This is a genomic window from Pseudomonas sp. ChxA, from assembly GCF_030263855.1.
GTDB classification, from domain to species: domain Bacteria; phylum Pseudomonadota; class Gammaproteobacteria; order Pseudomonadales; family Pseudomonadaceae; genus Aquipseudomonas; species Aquipseudomonas fluorescens_CB.
Genome location: NZ_JARPMK010000001.1, coordinates 1,620,588 through 1,635,222, shown reverse-complemented (window position 1 = coordinate 1,635,222; position 14,635 = coordinate 1,620,588). Strand labels below are relative to the sequence as shown.

The 14,635-nt window shown below is 59.8% G+C and carries 15 protein-coding genes and 1 pseudogene; 10 read left to right on the top strand and 6 right to left on the bottom strand.

Going from position 1 to position 14,635, the window contains the following annotated elements; genetic code table 11:
* Nucleotides 1-155: 155 nt before the first annotated feature.
* The 3 genes from P5706_RS07300 to P5706_RS07290 all read left to right on the top strand — a co-directional run bounded on the left by P5706_RS07300 (nucleotide 156) and on the right by P5706_RS07290 (nucleotide 2,921).
* Complete coding sequence (locus P5706_RS07300; RefSeq protein WP_285678865.1) at nucleotides 156-1,331, top strand: MFS transporter; 1,176 nt, start codon at nucleotides 156-158, stop codon at nucleotides 1,329-1,331.
* A gap of 155 nt (nucleotides 1,332-1,486) precedes the next feature.
* Complete coding sequence (locus tag P5706_RS07295) at nucleotides 1,487-2,434, top strand: hypothetical protein (protein ID WP_285678864.1); 948 nt, start codon at nucleotides 1,487-1,489, stop codon at nucleotides 2,432-2,434.
* Between the two features lie 106 nt (nucleotides 2,435-2,540).
* On the top strand, nucleotides 2,541-2,921 hold the full coding sequence (locus P5706_RS07290; RefSeq protein WP_200433183.1) for a helix-turn-helix domain-containing protein: 381 nt from the start codon (nucleotides 2,541-2,543) through the stop codon (nucleotides 2,919-2,921).
* Here the strand turns inward: P5706_RS07290 and P5706_RS07285 are convergent.
* The 4 genes from P5706_RS07285 to P5706_RS07270 all read right to left on the bottom strand — a co-directional run bounded on the left by P5706_RS07285 (nucleotide 2,851) and on the right by P5706_RS07270 (nucleotide 6,992).
* Nucleotides 2,851-3,408 carry an AAA family ATPase gene (locus P5706_RS07285; protein WP_200433184.1) on the bottom strand — a complete coding sequence of 186 codons (558 nt, stop codon included), beginning with the start codon at nucleotides 3,406-3,408 and terminating at the stop codon, nucleotides 2,851-2,853. The genes P5706_RS07290 and P5706_RS07285 overlap by 71 nt on opposite strands.
* Before the next feature lie 58 nt (nucleotides 3,409-3,466).
* Complete coding sequence (locus tag P5706_RS07280) at nucleotides 3,467-4,969, bottom strand: amidase family protein (protein ID WP_285678863.1); 1,503 nt, start codon at nucleotides 4,967-4,969, stop codon at nucleotides 3,467-3,469.
* A gap of 134 nt (nucleotides 4,970-5,103) precedes the next feature.
* Entirely contained in the window at nucleotides 5,104-5,826 is a 723-nt protein-coding gene (locus tag P5706_RS07275) for a hypothetical protein (protein ID WP_285678862.1), read from the bottom strand.
* Nucleotides 5,827-5,933: 107 nt separating this feature from the next.
* Nucleotides 5,934-6,992, bottom strand: coding sequence for an MBL fold metallo-hydrolase (locus tag P5706_RS07270; protein WP_285678861.1), 1,059 nt, complete (start codon nucleotides 6,990-6,992; stop codon nucleotides 5,934-5,936).
* A 132-nt stretch (nucleotides 6,993-7,124) separates the two neighbouring features.
* On the opposite strand from P5706_RS07270, the gene P5706_RS07265 reads away from it, so the two are divergent.
* The 5 genes and pseudogenes from P5706_RS07265 (at nucleotide 7,125) to P5706_RS07250 (ending at nucleotide 11,179) form a co-directional block, all read left to right on the top strand.
* On the top strand, nucleotides 7,125-7,751 hold the full coding sequence (locus tag P5706_RS07265) for a TetR/AcrR family transcriptional regulator (protein WP_200433187.1): 627 nt from the start codon (nucleotides 7,125-7,127) through the stop codon (nucleotides 7,749-7,751).
* Between the two features lie 190 nt (nucleotides 7,752-7,941).
* The gene (locus P5706_RS07260; RefSeq protein WP_200433188.1) at nucleotides 7,942-9,000 is read left to right on the top strand and encodes a diguanylate cyclase; all 1,059 of its coding nucleotides are present in this window, start codon (nucleotides 7,942-7,944) and stop codon (nucleotides 8,998-9,000) included.
* Nucleotides 9,001-9,225: 225 nt separating this feature from the next.
* Nucleotides 9,226-10,035, top strand: a pseudogene (locus tag P5706_RS37165) (PAS domain-containing protein); the annotation flags it as partial.
* A gap of 114 nt (nucleotides 10,036-10,149) precedes the next feature.
* Complete coding sequence (locus P5706_RS37160; protein WP_502945507.1) at nucleotides 10,150-10,584, top strand: methyl-accepting chemotaxis protein; 435 nt, start codon at nucleotides 10,150-10,152, stop codon at nucleotides 10,582-10,584.
* Between the two features lie 76 nt (nucleotides 10,585-10,660).
* Nucleotides 10,661-11,179: a DUF1003 domain-containing protein gene (locus P5706_RS07250; RefSeq protein ID WP_058422233.1), complete on the top strand. Its 519-nt coding sequence runs from the start codon at nucleotides 10,661-10,663 to the stop codon at nucleotides 11,177-11,179.
* Nucleotides 11,180-11,336: 157 nt separating this feature from the next.
* Here P5706_RS07250 and P5706_RS07245 read toward each other — a convergent pair whose 3' ends face one another.
* Nucleotides 11,337-12,215, bottom strand: coding sequence for a LysR family transcriptional regulator (locus P5706_RS07245; protein ID WP_200433190.1), 879 nt, complete (start codon nucleotides 12,213-12,215; stop codon nucleotides 11,337-11,339).
* A gap of 80 nt (nucleotides 12,216-12,295) precedes the next feature.
* Here P5706_RS07245 and P5706_RS07240 point away from each other — a divergent pair, with 80 nt between their 5' ends.
* Both P5706_RS07240 and P5706_RS07235 read left to right on the top strand, forming a co-directional pair.
* A complete protein-coding gene (locus P5706_RS07240; RefSeq protein WP_285678860.1) occupies nucleotides 12,296-13,003 on the top strand; it encodes a CTP synthase C-terminal region-related (seleno)protein in 708 nt (235 codons plus the stop codon).
* Nucleotides 13,000-13,320, top strand: coding sequence for an antibiotic biosynthesis monooxygenase family protein (locus P5706_RS07235; RefSeq protein ID WP_200433192.1), 321 nt, complete (start codon nucleotides 13,000-13,002; stop codon nucleotides 13,318-13,320). Before P5706_RS07240 ends, P5706_RS07235 begins: the two co-directional genes overlap by 4 nt.
* A 984-nt stretch (nucleotides 13,321-14,304) precedes the next feature.
* Here the strand turns inward: P5706_RS07235 and P5706_RS07230 are convergent.
* Nucleotides 14,305-14,628, bottom strand: coding sequence for a DUF2025 family protein (locus P5706_RS07230; protein WP_056859595.1), 324 nt, complete (start codon nucleotides 14,626-14,628; stop codon nucleotides 14,305-14,307).
* Nucleotides 14,629-14,635 lie beyond the last annotated feature (7 nt).

Genomic DNA, 14,635 nt, shown 5'->3' with positions numbered 1-14,635 from the left:
CCAGTAAGAAATATTCAAGCTGACCCACCGCTATCGCAGGCAAGCCAGCTCCCACATTAGCTCTGTATTCACATTGGCTCTGTGTTCACTGTTGATCTCTTTTCACAGTTGATCTGCGTTGTATTAAAGAAATAACAAGGACGATCGCCCCCACCGTGGCCACCTACTCTCTGGTAATCCGCCGCCTGATGATCTGCTCGGTGACCATCGTGGTCAGCCGCGCCATGACCAGCCCATTGCTGGCCTTGCTCTTGAGTACCCGACTGGGCCTCAACCAACAGGACATCGGGTTGCTGATGGGCATTGCCGTGTTCATCGCCACGTTGCTGGGCCTGTATGGCGGCTACATCATCGATCGCCTGGAAAAGCGCAAGCTGCTGATCCTGGCCATGCTCTCCAGCTCCATCGGTTTTCTATTGCTGACGTTCGCCAGCAACCTCTATCTCACCACCCTGACTCTGGTCATTACCGAAGCCGCCTCGGCACTGTTCCTGATTGGCTCCAAAGCCATCATCAGCGAGAACTTGCCCGTGGGTGATCGCGCCAAGGTGTTTTCCCTGCGTTACACCTTGACCAACGTCGGCTACGCCACCGGGCCGATGGTCGGCGTAGTGATTGCCGGGCATATGCAACTGGCGCCGTTCTTGATCGCCAGCGCCATTGCGTTTGGCAGCCTGTTCCTGATGATCGGCATCCCACCGACCCAGCGCGATGACAGCCACAAACCCTTGAGCTTCCTCAGCACCCTGCGCACCTTGCGCAGTGACCGCACGCTGATCCTGTTCACCAGTGGCAGCCTGTTGAGCACCATCGTCCACGGGCGCTACACCCTGTATCTGTCGCAGTTTCTGCTGGTGGCCTACAAACCCGCCGAGGCGCTGAAGATTTTATCGGCAGTGCTGGCCTGCAACGCCATTACGGTGATTGTGATGCAGTACCAGATTGGCCGGTTTCTCAAGCGCGAACAGTTGCGTTACTGGATCGTGCTGGGCACGTTGCTGTTCATTGCCGGGCTGGTCGGTTTCAGCCAGGCCGACAGCCTGCTCACGTGGTGCCTGGCGATGTTCGTGTTTACCCTGGGCGAGATGATCATTTACCCGTCGGAATTCCTGTTTATCGACACCATCGCCCCAGACGCATTGCGCGGCAGTTATTACGGTGCACAAAACCTGGCCGCGTTTGGCGGAGCGATGAGCCCGGTTATTTGCGGCTACTTGCTGATCAACGCTGCGCCAACCAGCATGTTCTATGCGTTGGGCGCATTGACTGCGATGGGCGGCACTTTGTGTTTCTTGAGCGGCCGACGTGTAGCTGGCGCACCGCTTACCTAATGTGGGAGCTGGCTTGCCTGCGATAGCGGTGTGTCAGGTTAGGATGTTCAAACTGGCACGGCGCTATCGCAGGCAAGCCAGCTCCCACATTTTGCTCTCCGTAATGTCTGGTATTTGCGTAGTATCCAGCCATTCATCTCACGGACCCGAGCCCCATGAAATTCGACACGGCCTACAGCCTGAGTCTCGACGACAAGCTGTCGATCTACGACGTTCGAGAGCTGAATTTCGACGAAACCGCAGACTTCGACTCCGATAAGGACAGCTTCCTGTGCCCCAACGATGAGTGCCGCGCGGCCTTCGAGGCAGGCAATACGCTGAGCACGTTCAACGCGAAAAACGTCAACTACCAGCGCACACCGCACTTCAAGAACAAGACCAGCACCCGGCATATCGACGGCTGCCGCTATGCCAGCACGCACAAGTCTGCAACGGGTGAAAGTGACGACGAACGCGAAGACAATTTCCCATCGGAATTTGTACTGACGCGGCGTCAGTACGCGCGCAACACTGCGCTTGTCGGCAGCGAGGGAAGCGCCCTACAAGATTCGGCGAAAGCACCTTCAACAAGTACCCGCTCATCCCACGTCAGCAGCGACACTACCCCGGACAAAACCAGTGTCTTCGCACACCCGGTCGAGTGCTATGTGTCGAATATCGACGACAAGGACAAGCTCAAGACCATGCCGCTGAAGGTGGGTGAGCACACCGCGACGTACTGGACGTTTTTCAAGAAGATCGAATACCTGCAAGACAACAAAGGCCTGATCTACTGGGGCAAGATCAAAGCGATCAAGGATTACACCAGCAGCTTTCGCATCGACTTCGAAAAAAAGGTGTGGCTCGACAAAAAGCCTTATTCAGTCAATGTCTACCTGAGCAAAAAACTCATCGAGAACTACCGCAAGCGCACGGCGTTCCTGGAGCAGATCAAGGCGGCAGCGAGTAGCGAACGGGCCTTGTATTGCTTCTTTTACGGCGTGACGCCGGAGCTCAAACAAGTGCCCAGCAAGAAGAACCCCGAGCAGACATTCGGGGTGTTCAGCGCCAATATCGAGAACCTGGACCACTTGATCATTCGTGAGGCGCCGGGGTTGGAGTAATGGCTCGCTTGGCAGCCATCAAAAAAATCCAGTTGATGAGCGGTACAAACAACTGTACAAAAACACAGTATAGTTTGCCTTCCCCCGTCGAACCTGGAGAAACCCCATGTCCTCTCTGGCAATGAGCTCTTACGTAGAACAGCAGATCGTCCTGCACCAATTTACCGCCAAACACAGCGCACAGGCCCGTGTGATGCTGGGCTGGAGCCGTGAAGACCTGGCCCGCCAGGCCGGGTTGACGGTAGAGGTGGTTCAGCGTTTTGAAAGCCTGGGTGAGGTGGAGGATGAAGCTCGGTTAGCCCTCGCGTTCCGGCTGGAGGCTGAAGGCCTGGTGTTTTTTCCAGGGTTTGCGCCGGGCTGGGGGATGAGCGCACGCAGGTTTGAGGCCGCCCCAGCCGAGCCCGCCGCACCTGGCCTCATCTCGCGGTTGATGGGCTCAGCAGCGGCATCAAATGACTCACCAACGCCTCAGCCGAATGGTGCGTAGAGTCCAACCGAAGCACCGGGCAGGTCAGCGGTTTCAACCAGCTTTCATGCCGACGTAGGCTGCGTAGGCTGTGGTTGCCGCCGTCGTAACGGGCGGCCCAGGCCAGGAATGCGATGCTGTTGGCGTGGCGGCTGCCGCCCTCCAGGATCTGTTCGCCGTAGCGTTGCACTTCGCGCAGTTGCAAGCGTTTGAGCCGTACCTGTGGGTTAAGGCGCAGGAACACCACATGGGTGAACTGCGCGATCATCGCATCGCCCCAGCCGCACAGTGAGCCGGACAGTACCCAGCCCTCAAGGCCGGCACTCTGTTCCTGCAACAGGCGGATGCGTTCATCCTTGGGCCGGGCGACCGTGAAAGGTTCTGACGTTTGTTGCCAGTAGAAATAGTCAGAGTCGAAATAGGCGACGCCCAGGCGTTTGGCCAGAGCCTGGCCCAAGGTCGAGGTACCGGCGCCCGCAGCGCCGAGGATGTGAATTTTGTAGGCCATGCCTGCCCTCCATGGCAGTGAGTGTAATCGGTCAGGTTTGCAGTGCGCAGCGCATCCGTTAAAGCACAGGTTTTGAAGCCGCCTGGGCCGCCTGCTCGTACCCATAAGCCACTGCCAGCAAGGTTGGTTCGGCCCAGCGGGTGCCGAAGAAGTAGGCACTGGTAGGCAAGCCTTCTTCATTCGTCCCAGAAGGCACGGTGATACCTGGGTAACCTGCTGCGGCAACCCCGAAGTAGCTGTTGGTATCGTAGTCCGACACTATGGCATCCAGGTTTTGCGCCTTGATAGGGTCATCCACGCTGTTGCGAAAATCCTGGATGAGCGCGTCCCACAGCGTTTTGCGGCGCTGCGGCGTGAGGGCGGCAGCGTTGACCTCCTTGAGTACAGTTTGGTGATCCGTCTCAGTACCATCACGGGTTTCATTGAATGCTATCAACTCGGCCACTGATGTGACCGGCAGGCCGGGACGCTTGGCCAAGTAGGCATTCAGTTCTTCCTTCACATCCGAGAGCAACAGTTCGTCGTAACGTGAAGCGTCTGCCAGCCGCAGGTTGATCGGTATCAACGTAGCGCCTTGCTCACGAAGTACTTGCAGTGCCCTGCTAAAGTGCGGGCTGTTGTCCACCGGCAAATTTTCACCATTGAAGGTAAAGGTCGCGGGATAACCAATACGCTTGCCCTTCAACGCGCCAGGCACCAGCAGTTTGGTGTAGTCGATGCCTTGAGGCGCGCCCAGGCTTTCAGGATCGCCAGGGTCACTGCCGGACATGGCATTGAGCATCAACGCAACGTCATACACCGAGCGAGCCATGGGGCCGGGTGTGTCTTGTCGGCGGCTGGCGGGAATAATCCCGTTGCGATCCAACAAGCCGACACTGGGTTTGAGCCCAACCACCCCGTTGAGCGCCGCCGGTACGATGATCGAACCATTGGTTTCTGCACCGACTGCCAGGGGTGCCAGCCCGGCCGCTACCGCTGCGGCAGACCCCGAACTGGAGCCGCCGACATCGGCACCCGCACGGTGCGGGTTAAGTGTTTGCCCTCCTCGACTACTCCAGCCATCGGGGCTCCCGCGAAAACCGGCCAGTTCGGTCAGATTGGTTTTACCCAAAATCACCGCCCCTTGCTCGTTCAGGTTACCGACAATCGGAGCATCCGTGCCCGCAGCCACCCCGACCAACCCAATAGCACCGGCACTGGTTTGCATGCCCGTGGTTTCGATGGTGTCCTTGAGCAAAATGGGAATGCCATGCAACGGGCCACGCACCTTGCCACTGGCACGCTCGCGGTCCAGGTCGCGTGCAACTTCAAGCGCCTTGGGGTTGAGCTCGATGACAGAGCGCAATTGAGGGTCCAGTGTTCGGATTCGTTCTTGCAGAAAACTGACCAGGTCAACCGAGGTCAGGCCTCCTGGCCGAGCCATTTGCTCGCCAAGCTCGCGAACACTGGCGTACTCAGTGCCTGGCGCGACGGGGTTCGCAACTATTGGCTGCTGCGCCTCCGTTGGCAGGGACTGCACAGCTTGCCGGATGATTGAATACATACCGTAAGCAACACTCATAAGGCCTCTCCTAGGCTCAGAAATCATGCAGGATCAAGGTCGACCCTTGCATGGATTTTATGAATCCCAGTCGCTTAAAGCCTTAGGTCATGTCCACTCACATCGTAGGAGGGTTCAGCACGCTCCGTAGTGGTTCAAACGCCGGCCTGGCGGTAGGCATGCAACAACAGCGGCAATGCATCACGCGACCACCGAGCACCGTAAAACCACAGCGTCGTCCCATCGCCCAATGGTTCGCTGAGTGAGGGATACCCGCTGACGCAGGCACGATGAAACGCGCCACTCTCGCTGTCAGAGACCAGCGCATCCAGGCGATGCGCAGTCACGAGGTCGTCGATTTCATTGCTTTGCAGGGAAAATTGCAGGCTGCTGTCTTCACGACGCGCGTCCACCGGCACCAATTGCGCACCGGCCTGGCGCAGCAGGTCGAAGGCTGCGCACAAGACTTCACTGTGTTCCGCGGCTTCGCGATGATCGCCTTGCACATAGCGGTCAGCAAAACCGATACGCCAACCCGATAACCACTGGGTAGCCGTAAAGCTGGTGTTATTGAGCACCAGGGGGACTTCCACCATGACCGGCCCCCTGGGGTCGATACCACTTAACGCCGCGAGCGATAACGCGGGATCCCGCGCTGGTCTTGCTGGTAGGGCCGGCGCGTTGTAGCCGGGAATGGGCGCCGCGCCCACCGCTTGCGCCGCGCCGAAGACGATACCTGCGCGGCTCAGATTCTCGGGTTTAGCATGAACGGACTCGGCAACGTGCTCTACGCTGCCCGCCTCCTCCGTCACGGGCAAGGAAAGTCCCAGGCGACACGGCATCCCCAACCGCCAGTGTTCCCTACAGTCTTTTTCCATCAGAACCCGTCCCCGACAATTGATTGCCCGGGATCATCGCACTCTCTTTTGGCGTTTGTCGCGACCCTGAAACACCCTGCAAAAGCCTTTTTCCAGGCGGCAACGTTTCAACCCGTTGCGTGTTCTTTCGCGCCTTGAGTTTCCACCTCCAACCACCACGCGTGCCCGCGCTCCGGCTGATGCAGGCTGAACGCCTGTCCCATCGCGGGCGTGGTGATCGACACGTTGCGCTCCCAGGCCAGGGCCATGATGCGGTCGAACGGTTCGTGCCAGGCATGGAAGGCCAGGTCGAAGGTGCCATTGTGAATCGGCAGCAGCCAGCGGCCTTTGAGGTCGATGTGCGCTTGCAGGGTTTGCTCGGGCTGCATATGCACATGAGGCCAGTCGACGTTGTAAGCACCTGTTTCCATCAGCGTCAGGTCAAACGGGCCGTACTGTTCGCCGATCCGTTTGAAGCCGTCGAAATAACCGGTGTCGCCGCTGAAAAAGATCCGCCTCGCGCCGTCGATCATCACCCAAGAACACCACAAGGTCTGGTTGCCATCAAACAAGCCACGCCCGGAAAAGTGCTGGGCCGGCGTAGCGATAAACCGAATGCCATCAACCTCGGTGCCTGCCCACCAATCCAGTTGCCGGACTTTGCTGGCCTCTACACCCCACTTGACCAGCGTGTCGCCCACACCCAGCGGCGCGAGGAAATAGCGGGTCTTGTTGGCCAGTTGGGTCACCGCATTGCGGTCAAGGTGGTCGTAGTGATTGTGGGAAAGGATCACCGCTTCGAGCGGCGGCAGATCTTCAAGGCTGATCGGCGGCTGATGAAAGCGCTTTGGCCCAGCCCAGCTGAAAGGCGAAGCGCGCTCGGCAAACACCGGGTCAGTGACCCAGAACTTGCCGCGCATTTTCAGTAACACGGTGGAATGCCCGAGGCGAAATACACTGTGGTCGGGGGCTGCCAACAGTAGCTCACGCGTCAGCGGTTGCACCGGGATCTTCCCCACCGGGCGCGTGCTGCGCGGCTTGTTAAACAGCATATTCCAGAAAATGCGCAAGGTTTTGCCAAAGCCACCGTGCTGCACCGGGGCATCATTACTGAAATGCCCTGGCGCCTGCTCCGCAGTCTTGGGCGCAGCAGGCGCAGGGTCGAGACGGGTTGAAATCGTGGCCATTGCAGAGTGACTCCAGGGTCGGCTCATAAAATACACCGCGCAAACCAATTACACTGCACAGTGTAGTTTCTAGATTGCAACAAAACCCTGAGCAAGTAAACTACCGAGTGTAATTTCCTTTTAGAGCCGACCATGACTGCACCTCTGCGCCTCACCGACCGTAAACGCGAAGCCATTGTGGCAGCCGCTATCGCCGAGTTTCGCGCGAATGGGTTCGAGGTCACCAGCATGGACAAAATCGCTGCCACCGCCGGCGTTTCCAAGCGCACGGTGTACAACCACTTCCCCAGCAAAGAAGAGTTGTTTGCCGAAATCCTCCACCAGTTATGGGCCAGCAGTGTGGCCCAACTGGACGTCAGCTACGCCAGCGACCGCCCGCTGCGCGAGCAATTGCGCGGGCTGCTGGCGGCCAAGATGCTGATGATGTCGGACGCCAACTTCCTTGACCTCGCCCGTGTCGCGATTGCAGCCACCATCCATTCGCCGGAACGCGCGCAAGACATGGTCAACCGCCTGAGCAAGCGCGAAGAAGGCTTTACCCAGTGGGTGCGCGCCGCACAGGAAGACGGGCGGCTGTCCTGCACCGACCCCGCCTTCGCTGCCCACCAGATCCAAAGCTTGCTCAAAGCTTTCGCGTTCTGGCCGCAGATCACCCTCGGCCAACCTGTGCTGGACGCCGCCTGCCAGGCCAGCGTGATTGAATCGGCCATCGACCTGTTCCTGGCCGGTTACGAAGTGCGCGCACCTGAGCCGCAGTAAAGCCTGTTGCAGGCGCGACATTCCAGGTCGCTTTTGGCGTATTCGCACGCTGTGCTGCGCAAATGGCCTGGAAGGACACTGATTATTCCCACGCGAATAACTGACAATATTCACCGTTAATATCCGATCAACGGTTTTACCCGCTGACGCACGCTGTCGTACCCGCAAAACAGAGCTGACCCGGAACACTATGGAAAACAGACGAGGCAAAGGGCTTTCATTTGCCAGACGTATCTACAAGCCAAGGATCATCGGCCTGGGTATCGGCTGTATCAGTGTGGCCGGCGCCCTTTACCCCTTGGCGATGCCGGGCTGGGTATGGGCGTTCATGCTGTTTAATGGCTTTGCCTGGGCGCATGTGGCGTATCAGCTTTCAGCCCGTTCGCAGTTTCCCTATCAGGCTGAACAGCGCAACCTGCTCTATGACTCGTTGTTCGGTGGCTTCTGGGCCGCTGCCACCCAGTTCACGCCTCTGACGGCGGTGACCGTGCTGTCGATGATGACCATGAACAACGTCGCCGCCGGCGGCAGGCGCCTGTTTCTGCGCGGGCTGCTGGCGCAAGCGGCGGGTATCGCGGTGGCGTGGGGTTTGTTCGGGGTCAAGTTCAACCCCAACGTCAGCCTCAGCCAGGTCTACACCTGCCTGCCGATGCTGACGCTCTACCCGATGGCCATTGGTATGGTCTGCTACCAACTGGCGATCAAGCTCTCGGAACACAAACGCGCCCTCAGCGCCCTGAGCCGTATCGACAGCCTCACCGGCCTGCTCAACCATGGCTCGTGGAAAGACCTGCTCCACCTCAAGTTCCATAAGTGCCAGCAGCAAGGCAGCCACGCCACCATCGCGCTGATCGACATCGACCACTTCAAGCAGATCAATGACACCTACGGTCATATTGTCGGTGACGCGGTGTTGCGCCAACTCAGCCAGCAATTGCGCCTGCACCTGCGGGAAAACGACTTGGCCGGCCGCTATGGCGGCGATGAGTTCTGCGTAATTCTGCCGTTAATGCCGCTGGCAGACGCCGCGCAGGTCATGGAACGGATGCGCGAAACATTCAGCAACTATCGCAATACGCAGATTCCCGAACTGCGCGTGAGCCTGAGCATTGGCCTGGCAGACTTCCAACCGCTGTTCAGCGATGCCGCGATGTGGCTCAACGCGGCGGACCGCGCCCTGTACGCAGCCAAGGAAACCGGGCGTAACCGGGTGAATGTCAGCGATTTCGTGGTCGCCCATTCCGCTTGAGTTGTCCGATAACACCTCGTCTGAATCTTCCGCCCGCGCCTCGCAGCGATAGCATAATGCCGCCACTGGTCGCCTGCCCAATAATGGTCCTCCCCTAACAGCGAACTTCTTGGCAGGCTGATCACTCTGAACCCCTTGTTCCGCCCCCCTCTGTCAGCACCAGGAAGCTGACAATGAGCAAGTCAACCGTAAGGCCCAGGGCCATACGGGGTCAGGCGCCTATTCATGGATACCTCTGACGCGTGCTTCCCCGAGCCCTCGAACATGCTATTTAACGCCCATAAAAAAACTATCAGTGCCCTGCAACACACCAACGCCCAGCAAGCCAGCCTTCTCGACGCGATTGAGCGCTCCATGGCTGTTATTGAGTTCGACCTGCAAGGCACTGTGCTGCGTGCCAATGACAACTTCCTCAAGACCATGGGCTACCGCGCCGAGCAGATCCTGGGCCAGTCACATCGGCTGTTCTGCACACCCGCGTTTGCCCGCAGCGCCGAGTACAACCAGTTGTGGACGCAACTGCGCAATGGCCAGTTCCAGTCCGGCACCTTTGAGCGGGTGGCCGGCAATGGCCAGTCAGTGTGGCTGGAAGCCAGCTACAACCCGGTGCGCGATGAGGCCGGCCAAGTGATCAAAGTGGTGAAGTACGCCATGGACGTCACCCCACGCCTGCAAGCCGAAAGCGAAGCCAACGCCAAGCTCGGTGCCATCGACCGCGCCATGGCAGTGATTGAGTTCAACCTCGACGGCACCATCATCACCGCCAATGACAACTTCCTGCAGCGCATGGGCTACAGCCTGGCGCAGATCCAGGGCAAACATCATCGTCTGTTCTGCAAGCCGGAGCTGGCCAACAGCTCGGCATACACCGAGTTCTGGAAACGCTTGAACCAGGGCGAACTGTTCAACGGCCAGTTCGAGCGCGTCGATAAACACGGCCAGACCCTGTGGCTCGAAGCCAACTACAACCCGGTGTACGACGCCAGCGGGCGCCTGTGCAAAGTGGTCAAGTTCGCCTCTGACGTCACCGCCAGGGTGCAACAGCACGCTGCTGACGCCGCCAGCGCGGCCCAGGCTTACCATATCTCCCTGAATACCCGGGATGTGGCCGAAAAAGGTGCCGAGGTGATTCAGCAAACCGCCAGTGGCATGCGCGAAATCGCCGCCGACATCGACACCTCCTCGCAACTGATCGCCAAGCTGGGTGAGCGTTCGCAGCAGATCACCGCCATCGTCAACACCATTCGCGGGATTGCCGACCAGACCAACCTGCTGGCACTCAACGCCGCCATCGAGGCGGCACGCGCGGGTGAGCAAGGCCGTGGTTTTGCCGTGGTGGCTGACGAAGTGCGGCAACTGGCAGCCCGTACCAGCGGCTCGACGGCGGAAATCTCCAGCATGATCGCGATGATCCAGGACGAAACCCGCCAAGCCATCGAGAGCATGGATAACACCCGCGACCGCGCGGCGCTGGGGGTCGACCTGGCCAACCGCGCAGGCACGGTGATTTTGCAGATTCGCGAGGGCACGACTGAGGCCGTGCAAGCGGTGAGCGCATTTGCCAACGAGCGCGGCAGCAACTGACCGGTTCTTCATGTGCCCGGCGGGGGGCTCGGTCTATAGTGCTAGCTTGTCTTAACGCTTAGGATTCGAGCCCGCCATGACCCCCGACAAGCCAGAAGCCGTACCTGTCGATCACCTGCGCTTTCACCGCGGCCACGCCCATCTGGCGCCGACCTTTGGCAACGACACCTTTGCCCTCAAGGCCGAAGCCTTTGCGCGCTTCTTTGGCACGCCGACCTTTCTCGGCGCGCAAACCGCGATCGTGGTGTTGTGGGTGGTGCTGAACATCACCGGCGTCACGCATTTTGACGTGTACCCGTTCATCCTGCTCAACCTGGCCTTCAGCCTGCAGTCGGCTTACGCCGCGCCGCTGATCCTGCTGGCCCAGACACGCCAGGCCGCCCGCGACAAAGCCCAGTCCGACGCTGATGCGCAACACCGCGAAGCCCTGGCCATTGCCAATACCGAACGCCAGGCCCAGGCCGCGCAAACCACCAAACAGTTGCTGGAGCTGCTGGAGCAGAACACTCGGCTGACGGAAATGACCAAACAACTGACCGAGCGTATCGAGACGTTGACGTGCGAGATGCATGAGCAGTTTGTGCGCAAGCCCTGAAAACCGGCCAATAAGCTCTTGTGGCGAGGGAGCTTGCTCCCGCTGGACTGCGCAGCAGGCGCGCTCTTTAACACCCAAAGCAGGGCCGCTGCGCGCCCCAGCGGGAGCAAGCTCCCTCGCCACAGGTATCCGGTTCATCCTTGGCTCGCTGCCCGGTTCAGGGCAGCCGAATATGCCGCCCCAACTCATCGAACAACGTCACCACCGAGCGCAGTGCCCGGCAATCCGGGCGTGTCAGCAGCCATAGCGCCGTATCACGCCCCGCCAGTGCGGGGCCGAGCGGTTGCAAACCCGCTTGCAACAGAAAGTCCGGCAGTGCCGCCACGCCCAACCCTGCCCGCACCAACTCGGCGACCGACAACATGCTGTTACAGCGATAACTGGGACGTACGCCCGGCAGGTGCTCACGCCGCCAGGCCACGGTGGAGTGATCGGGCAAAAAGTCATCCGGCGCGATCCACGCCAGTTCGGCCAACTCGCGCCCTTGGTTTTGGCGGGCATACGCCGCGCTGGCGCACACCTGATAGGCCACGGTGCCCAGGCGGCGGCCCACCAGATGCTCCGGCGGGGTCTTGGTCAGGCGCAGGGCAATGTCCGCGTCACGGCGGCTGAGGTTGGCAAAATCATTGGAGGTGCTCAATTCCAGGGTCAACGCCGGGTAGGCCGGCATGAACTGCGCCAGTGCCGGTAACAGCAAACCCTGTAGCACCGAGTCGGTGCAGGTCAGGCGCACGGTGCCGCTGATCACTTCACCGCCCTGCTCCACGCCGATGCGCGCGGCCTCCAGCGCCTGCTCGGCTTGTTCGGCCTGCTGCGCCAAGTGGCTGGCCAAACTGGTGGGCAGGTAGCCGGCGCGGCTTTTTTCGAACAGGGTCTGGCCCAGGGCCGCCTCCAGCCTTCGCACCGCACGGAACACCGTGGACACGTCCACCCGCAGCAGCGCCGCCGCCCGCGCCAAGGTGCCGCCACGCACCAGCGCGAGAATCAGCGACAGGTCCGGGTAATCGAGTTGATAGTGCGTGGCTGCATTGAGCATGTGGGCAAACGCCAATTTTGGTTGCGTGAGCGCCAATCTATAGTGCGCCCCAGGACACCACAAGCCATGGGATATACGCGATGAAAGCCACCACCCTGCACCTCGCCCTGATCGGTGATTACAACCCTGACGTAACGGCCCACCAGGCCATCCCCGTGGCGCTGCAACAAGCTGCCGACGCCTTGGGCCTGAGCGTGCAATGGCATTGGTTGGATACGGACTCGATCACCCCGGCCACCGAGCTGCACACCTTCGACGGCTTCTGGTGCGTGCCCGCCAGCCCCTACCGTGATGCCGACGGCGCATTGCGGGCGATTCGTTTTGCCCGCGAGCAAAAACGCCCATTCCTGGGCACTTGCGGGGGGGTTCAACACGCGGTCATCGAATATGCCCGCAACGTGCTGTGCTGGACGGATGCGGAGCATGGCGAACTGGCGCCCGAGGCCAAGCGCGCGGTGATTACGCCGCTTGCGTGTTCACTGGTCGAGGCCACCGGCAGCATCCGCCTGGCGCCCTACACGCGTATCGCCGAGGCTTACGCCAGCCTGGACACCCACGAAGGTTACCGTTGCAGCTACGGCATCAACCCTGCGTTCGCCCACGCCTTGCTCGAAGCCGACCTGATCCCCTGCGGCCACGATTCGACGGGCGATCTGCGCGCCGTCGAACTGCTGGACCATCCGTTTTTCGTCGCCACCCTGTTTCAGCCCGAACGCGCAGCACTTAAAGGGGTTACGCCGCCACTGGCGGTTGCCCTGCTCAAAGCCTGCCAGGCGCAATCGGTATGATCGCCAACACACCCGCCCCACCCTATTACGCAGTGATATTCAGCTCGTTGCGTACCGAAGGCGATCAAGGCTATGGCCAGGCCGCCAACCGCATGCTGGAACTGGCGCGCGAACAACCGGGGTTTCTGGGTGTTGAGTCAGCGCGCGAGGACGGCTTGGGCATTACCGTTTCCTACTGGGAAAGCGAAGCGGCGATTTTGGCCTGGAAGCAACAGGCTGAACATAGCCAAGTGCGCGAGCAAGGCCGCGCCCATTGGTATTCGGCGTTTCACACCCGCGTGTGCAAGGTCGAGCGGGCTTACACCTTCGAGCGTTGAAACGCAGCCTCAGGCGATCCCTGCGCAACTCTGTGGGAGCTGGCTTGGCTGCTGTGGCGGTTTGTCGGTGTACATATCCGTTGCTGCGGTAACGGCTGCTTAGGGTTCCGCCCTTACGGCGGGTCACTTTTGCAAGGACGCAAAAGTAACCAAAAGGTCCTCGCCCCACCACTCGGCACCTCGCTTAGGCTCGGTGTGCCCTCACTCCGGCTTGAATCCGTGGGCCGCCGCGATGGGCCATCCTTGGCCCAGCGCGGCTAACCCGGCGTCCTGCCGGGTTACCCACGGATTCAAGCCTGCGTTCGGCCATCGTGGTTAACGGGGCGTCTCAGATCAAAAGCAGATCAAGATCAAAATCTACAGCACGGCGGCCTGAAAGCCGACCTGAGTGGTTAGATCAAAAGCGAAAAGCAGATTTACATACACTGAAGAGCTGCTTTTCTGTGGGAGCTGGCTTGCCTGCGATGCAGACACCTCGGTGTATCAGGTACACCGAGTTGATGCTATCGCAGGCAAGCCAGCTCCCACCTTTGACCGAGGATGGCTTTGCTGTTGCTGTTGCTGTTGCTGTTGCTGTTGCTCTGGCCCTTACATCCTTTTCGATGACGAAGTCAGCGGTCTTTTGATCTGCGCTTTTGATTTTGATCTTGATCTCAAATCGCCCCGTCAAACACGATGGCCGGAATTCGACAGGGATTTGGGGGGTAAACCGGCAGGGATGCCGGTTTAGCCGCGCTGGGCCAAGGATGGCCCATCGCGGCGGCCCCCCAAATCACTGGCGGATTGCGGGCATGCCGAGCCTAAGCGAGGCACCGAGTGTTGGGGCGAAGACTTTTTGGTTACTTTTGTGTCTTTACAAAAGTGACCCGCTGTAAGAGCGGAACCATAAGCCGCCGTTACCGCAGCAACGGATATGTACACCACCAACAAGCCGCCATCTCAGGCAACCCAAGCTCCCACAGGTTGACCTCCAATCGCCTGGAACTAGCTCACCAAACTGCGCAACGCACTGATCTGCGGGATCTCCACCCGGCGCATATACACGCGCAACGGCTCGGTGATGTTAATACGGTCATCGATATTCTGATCCAGCAGCAACTGCAGGCGCTCGCGCGACAGTGTCATGGTGTGGTCAGCAGCCGGCAGCCAGACAAATTCAGCGGTGGGGATGATGCCGTCATCAGCCACGTCCATGCCGAAGGCGTCTTCGCTGAAACGCACGATGTAGTGACCGGTTTTGCGGTTCAGGCCGACAAAACCCTGGAGTTGGTCGGCGGCCTGGCAGATAAGCTCGGAAGTGATGCGCATGGTAAAC

What these genes read in the sequence shown, in the direction of transcription:
- P5706_RS07235 (WP_200433192.1), top strand. Translation starts at nt 13,000, where the DNA reads ATGATCGCCAACACACCCGCCCCACCCTATTACGCAGTGATATTCAGC.
- P5706_RS07270 (WP_285678861.1), bottom strand. Translation starts at nt 6,992, where the DNA reads ATGGCCACGATTTCAACCCGTCTCGACCCTGCGCCTGCTGCGCCCAAG.
- P5706_RS07275 (WP_285678862.1), bottom strand. Translation starts at nt 5,826, where the DNA reads ATGGAAAAAGACTGTAGGGAACACTGGCGGTTGGGGATGCCGTGTCGC.
- P5706_RS07265 (WP_200433187.1), top strand. Translation starts at nt 7,125, where the DNA reads ATGACTGCACCTCTGCGCCTCACCGACCGTAAACGCGAAGCCATTGTG.
- P5706_RS07285 (WP_200433184.1), bottom strand. Translation starts at nt 3,408, where the DNA reads ATGGCCTACAAAATTCACATCCTCGGCGCTGCGGGCGCCGGTACCTCG.
- P5706_RS07280 (WP_285678863.1), bottom strand. Translation starts at nt 4,969, where the DNA reads ATGAGTGTTGCTTACGGTATGTATTCAATCATCCGGCAAGCTGTGCAG.
- P5706_RS37160 (WP_502945507.1), top strand. Translation starts at nt 10,150, where the DNA reads ATGCGCGAAATCGCCGCCGACATCGACACCTCCTCGCAACTGATCGCC.
- P5706_RS07240 (WP_285678860.1), top strand. Translation starts at nt 12,296, where the DNA reads ATGAAAGCCACCACCCTGCACCTCGCCCTGATCGGTGATTACAACCCT.
- P5706_RS07250 (WP_058422233.1), top strand. Translation starts at nt 10,661, where the DNA reads ATGACCCCCGACAAGCCAGAAGCCGTACCTGTCGATCACCTGCGCTTT.
- P5706_RS07230 (WP_056859595.1), bottom strand. Translation starts at nt 14,628, where the DNA reads ATGCGCATCACTTCCGAGCTTATCTGCCAGGCCGCCGACCAACTCCAG.
- P5706_RS07290 (WP_200433183.1), top strand. Translation starts at nt 2,541, where the DNA reads ATGTCCTCTCTGGCAATGAGCTCTTACGTAGAACAGCAGATCGTCCTG.
- P5706_RS07245 (WP_200433190.1), bottom strand. Translation starts at nt 12,215, where the DNA reads ATGCTCAATGCAGCCACGCACTATCAACTCGATTACCCGGACCTGTCG.
- P5706_RS07295 (WP_285678864.1), top strand. Translation starts at nt 1,487, where the DNA reads ATGAAATTCGACACGGCCTACAGCCTGAGTCTCGACGACAAGCTGTCG.
- P5706_RS07260 (WP_200433188.1), top strand. Translation starts at nt 7,942, where the DNA reads ATGGAAAACAGACGAGGCAAAGGGCTTTCATTTGCCAGACGTATCTAC.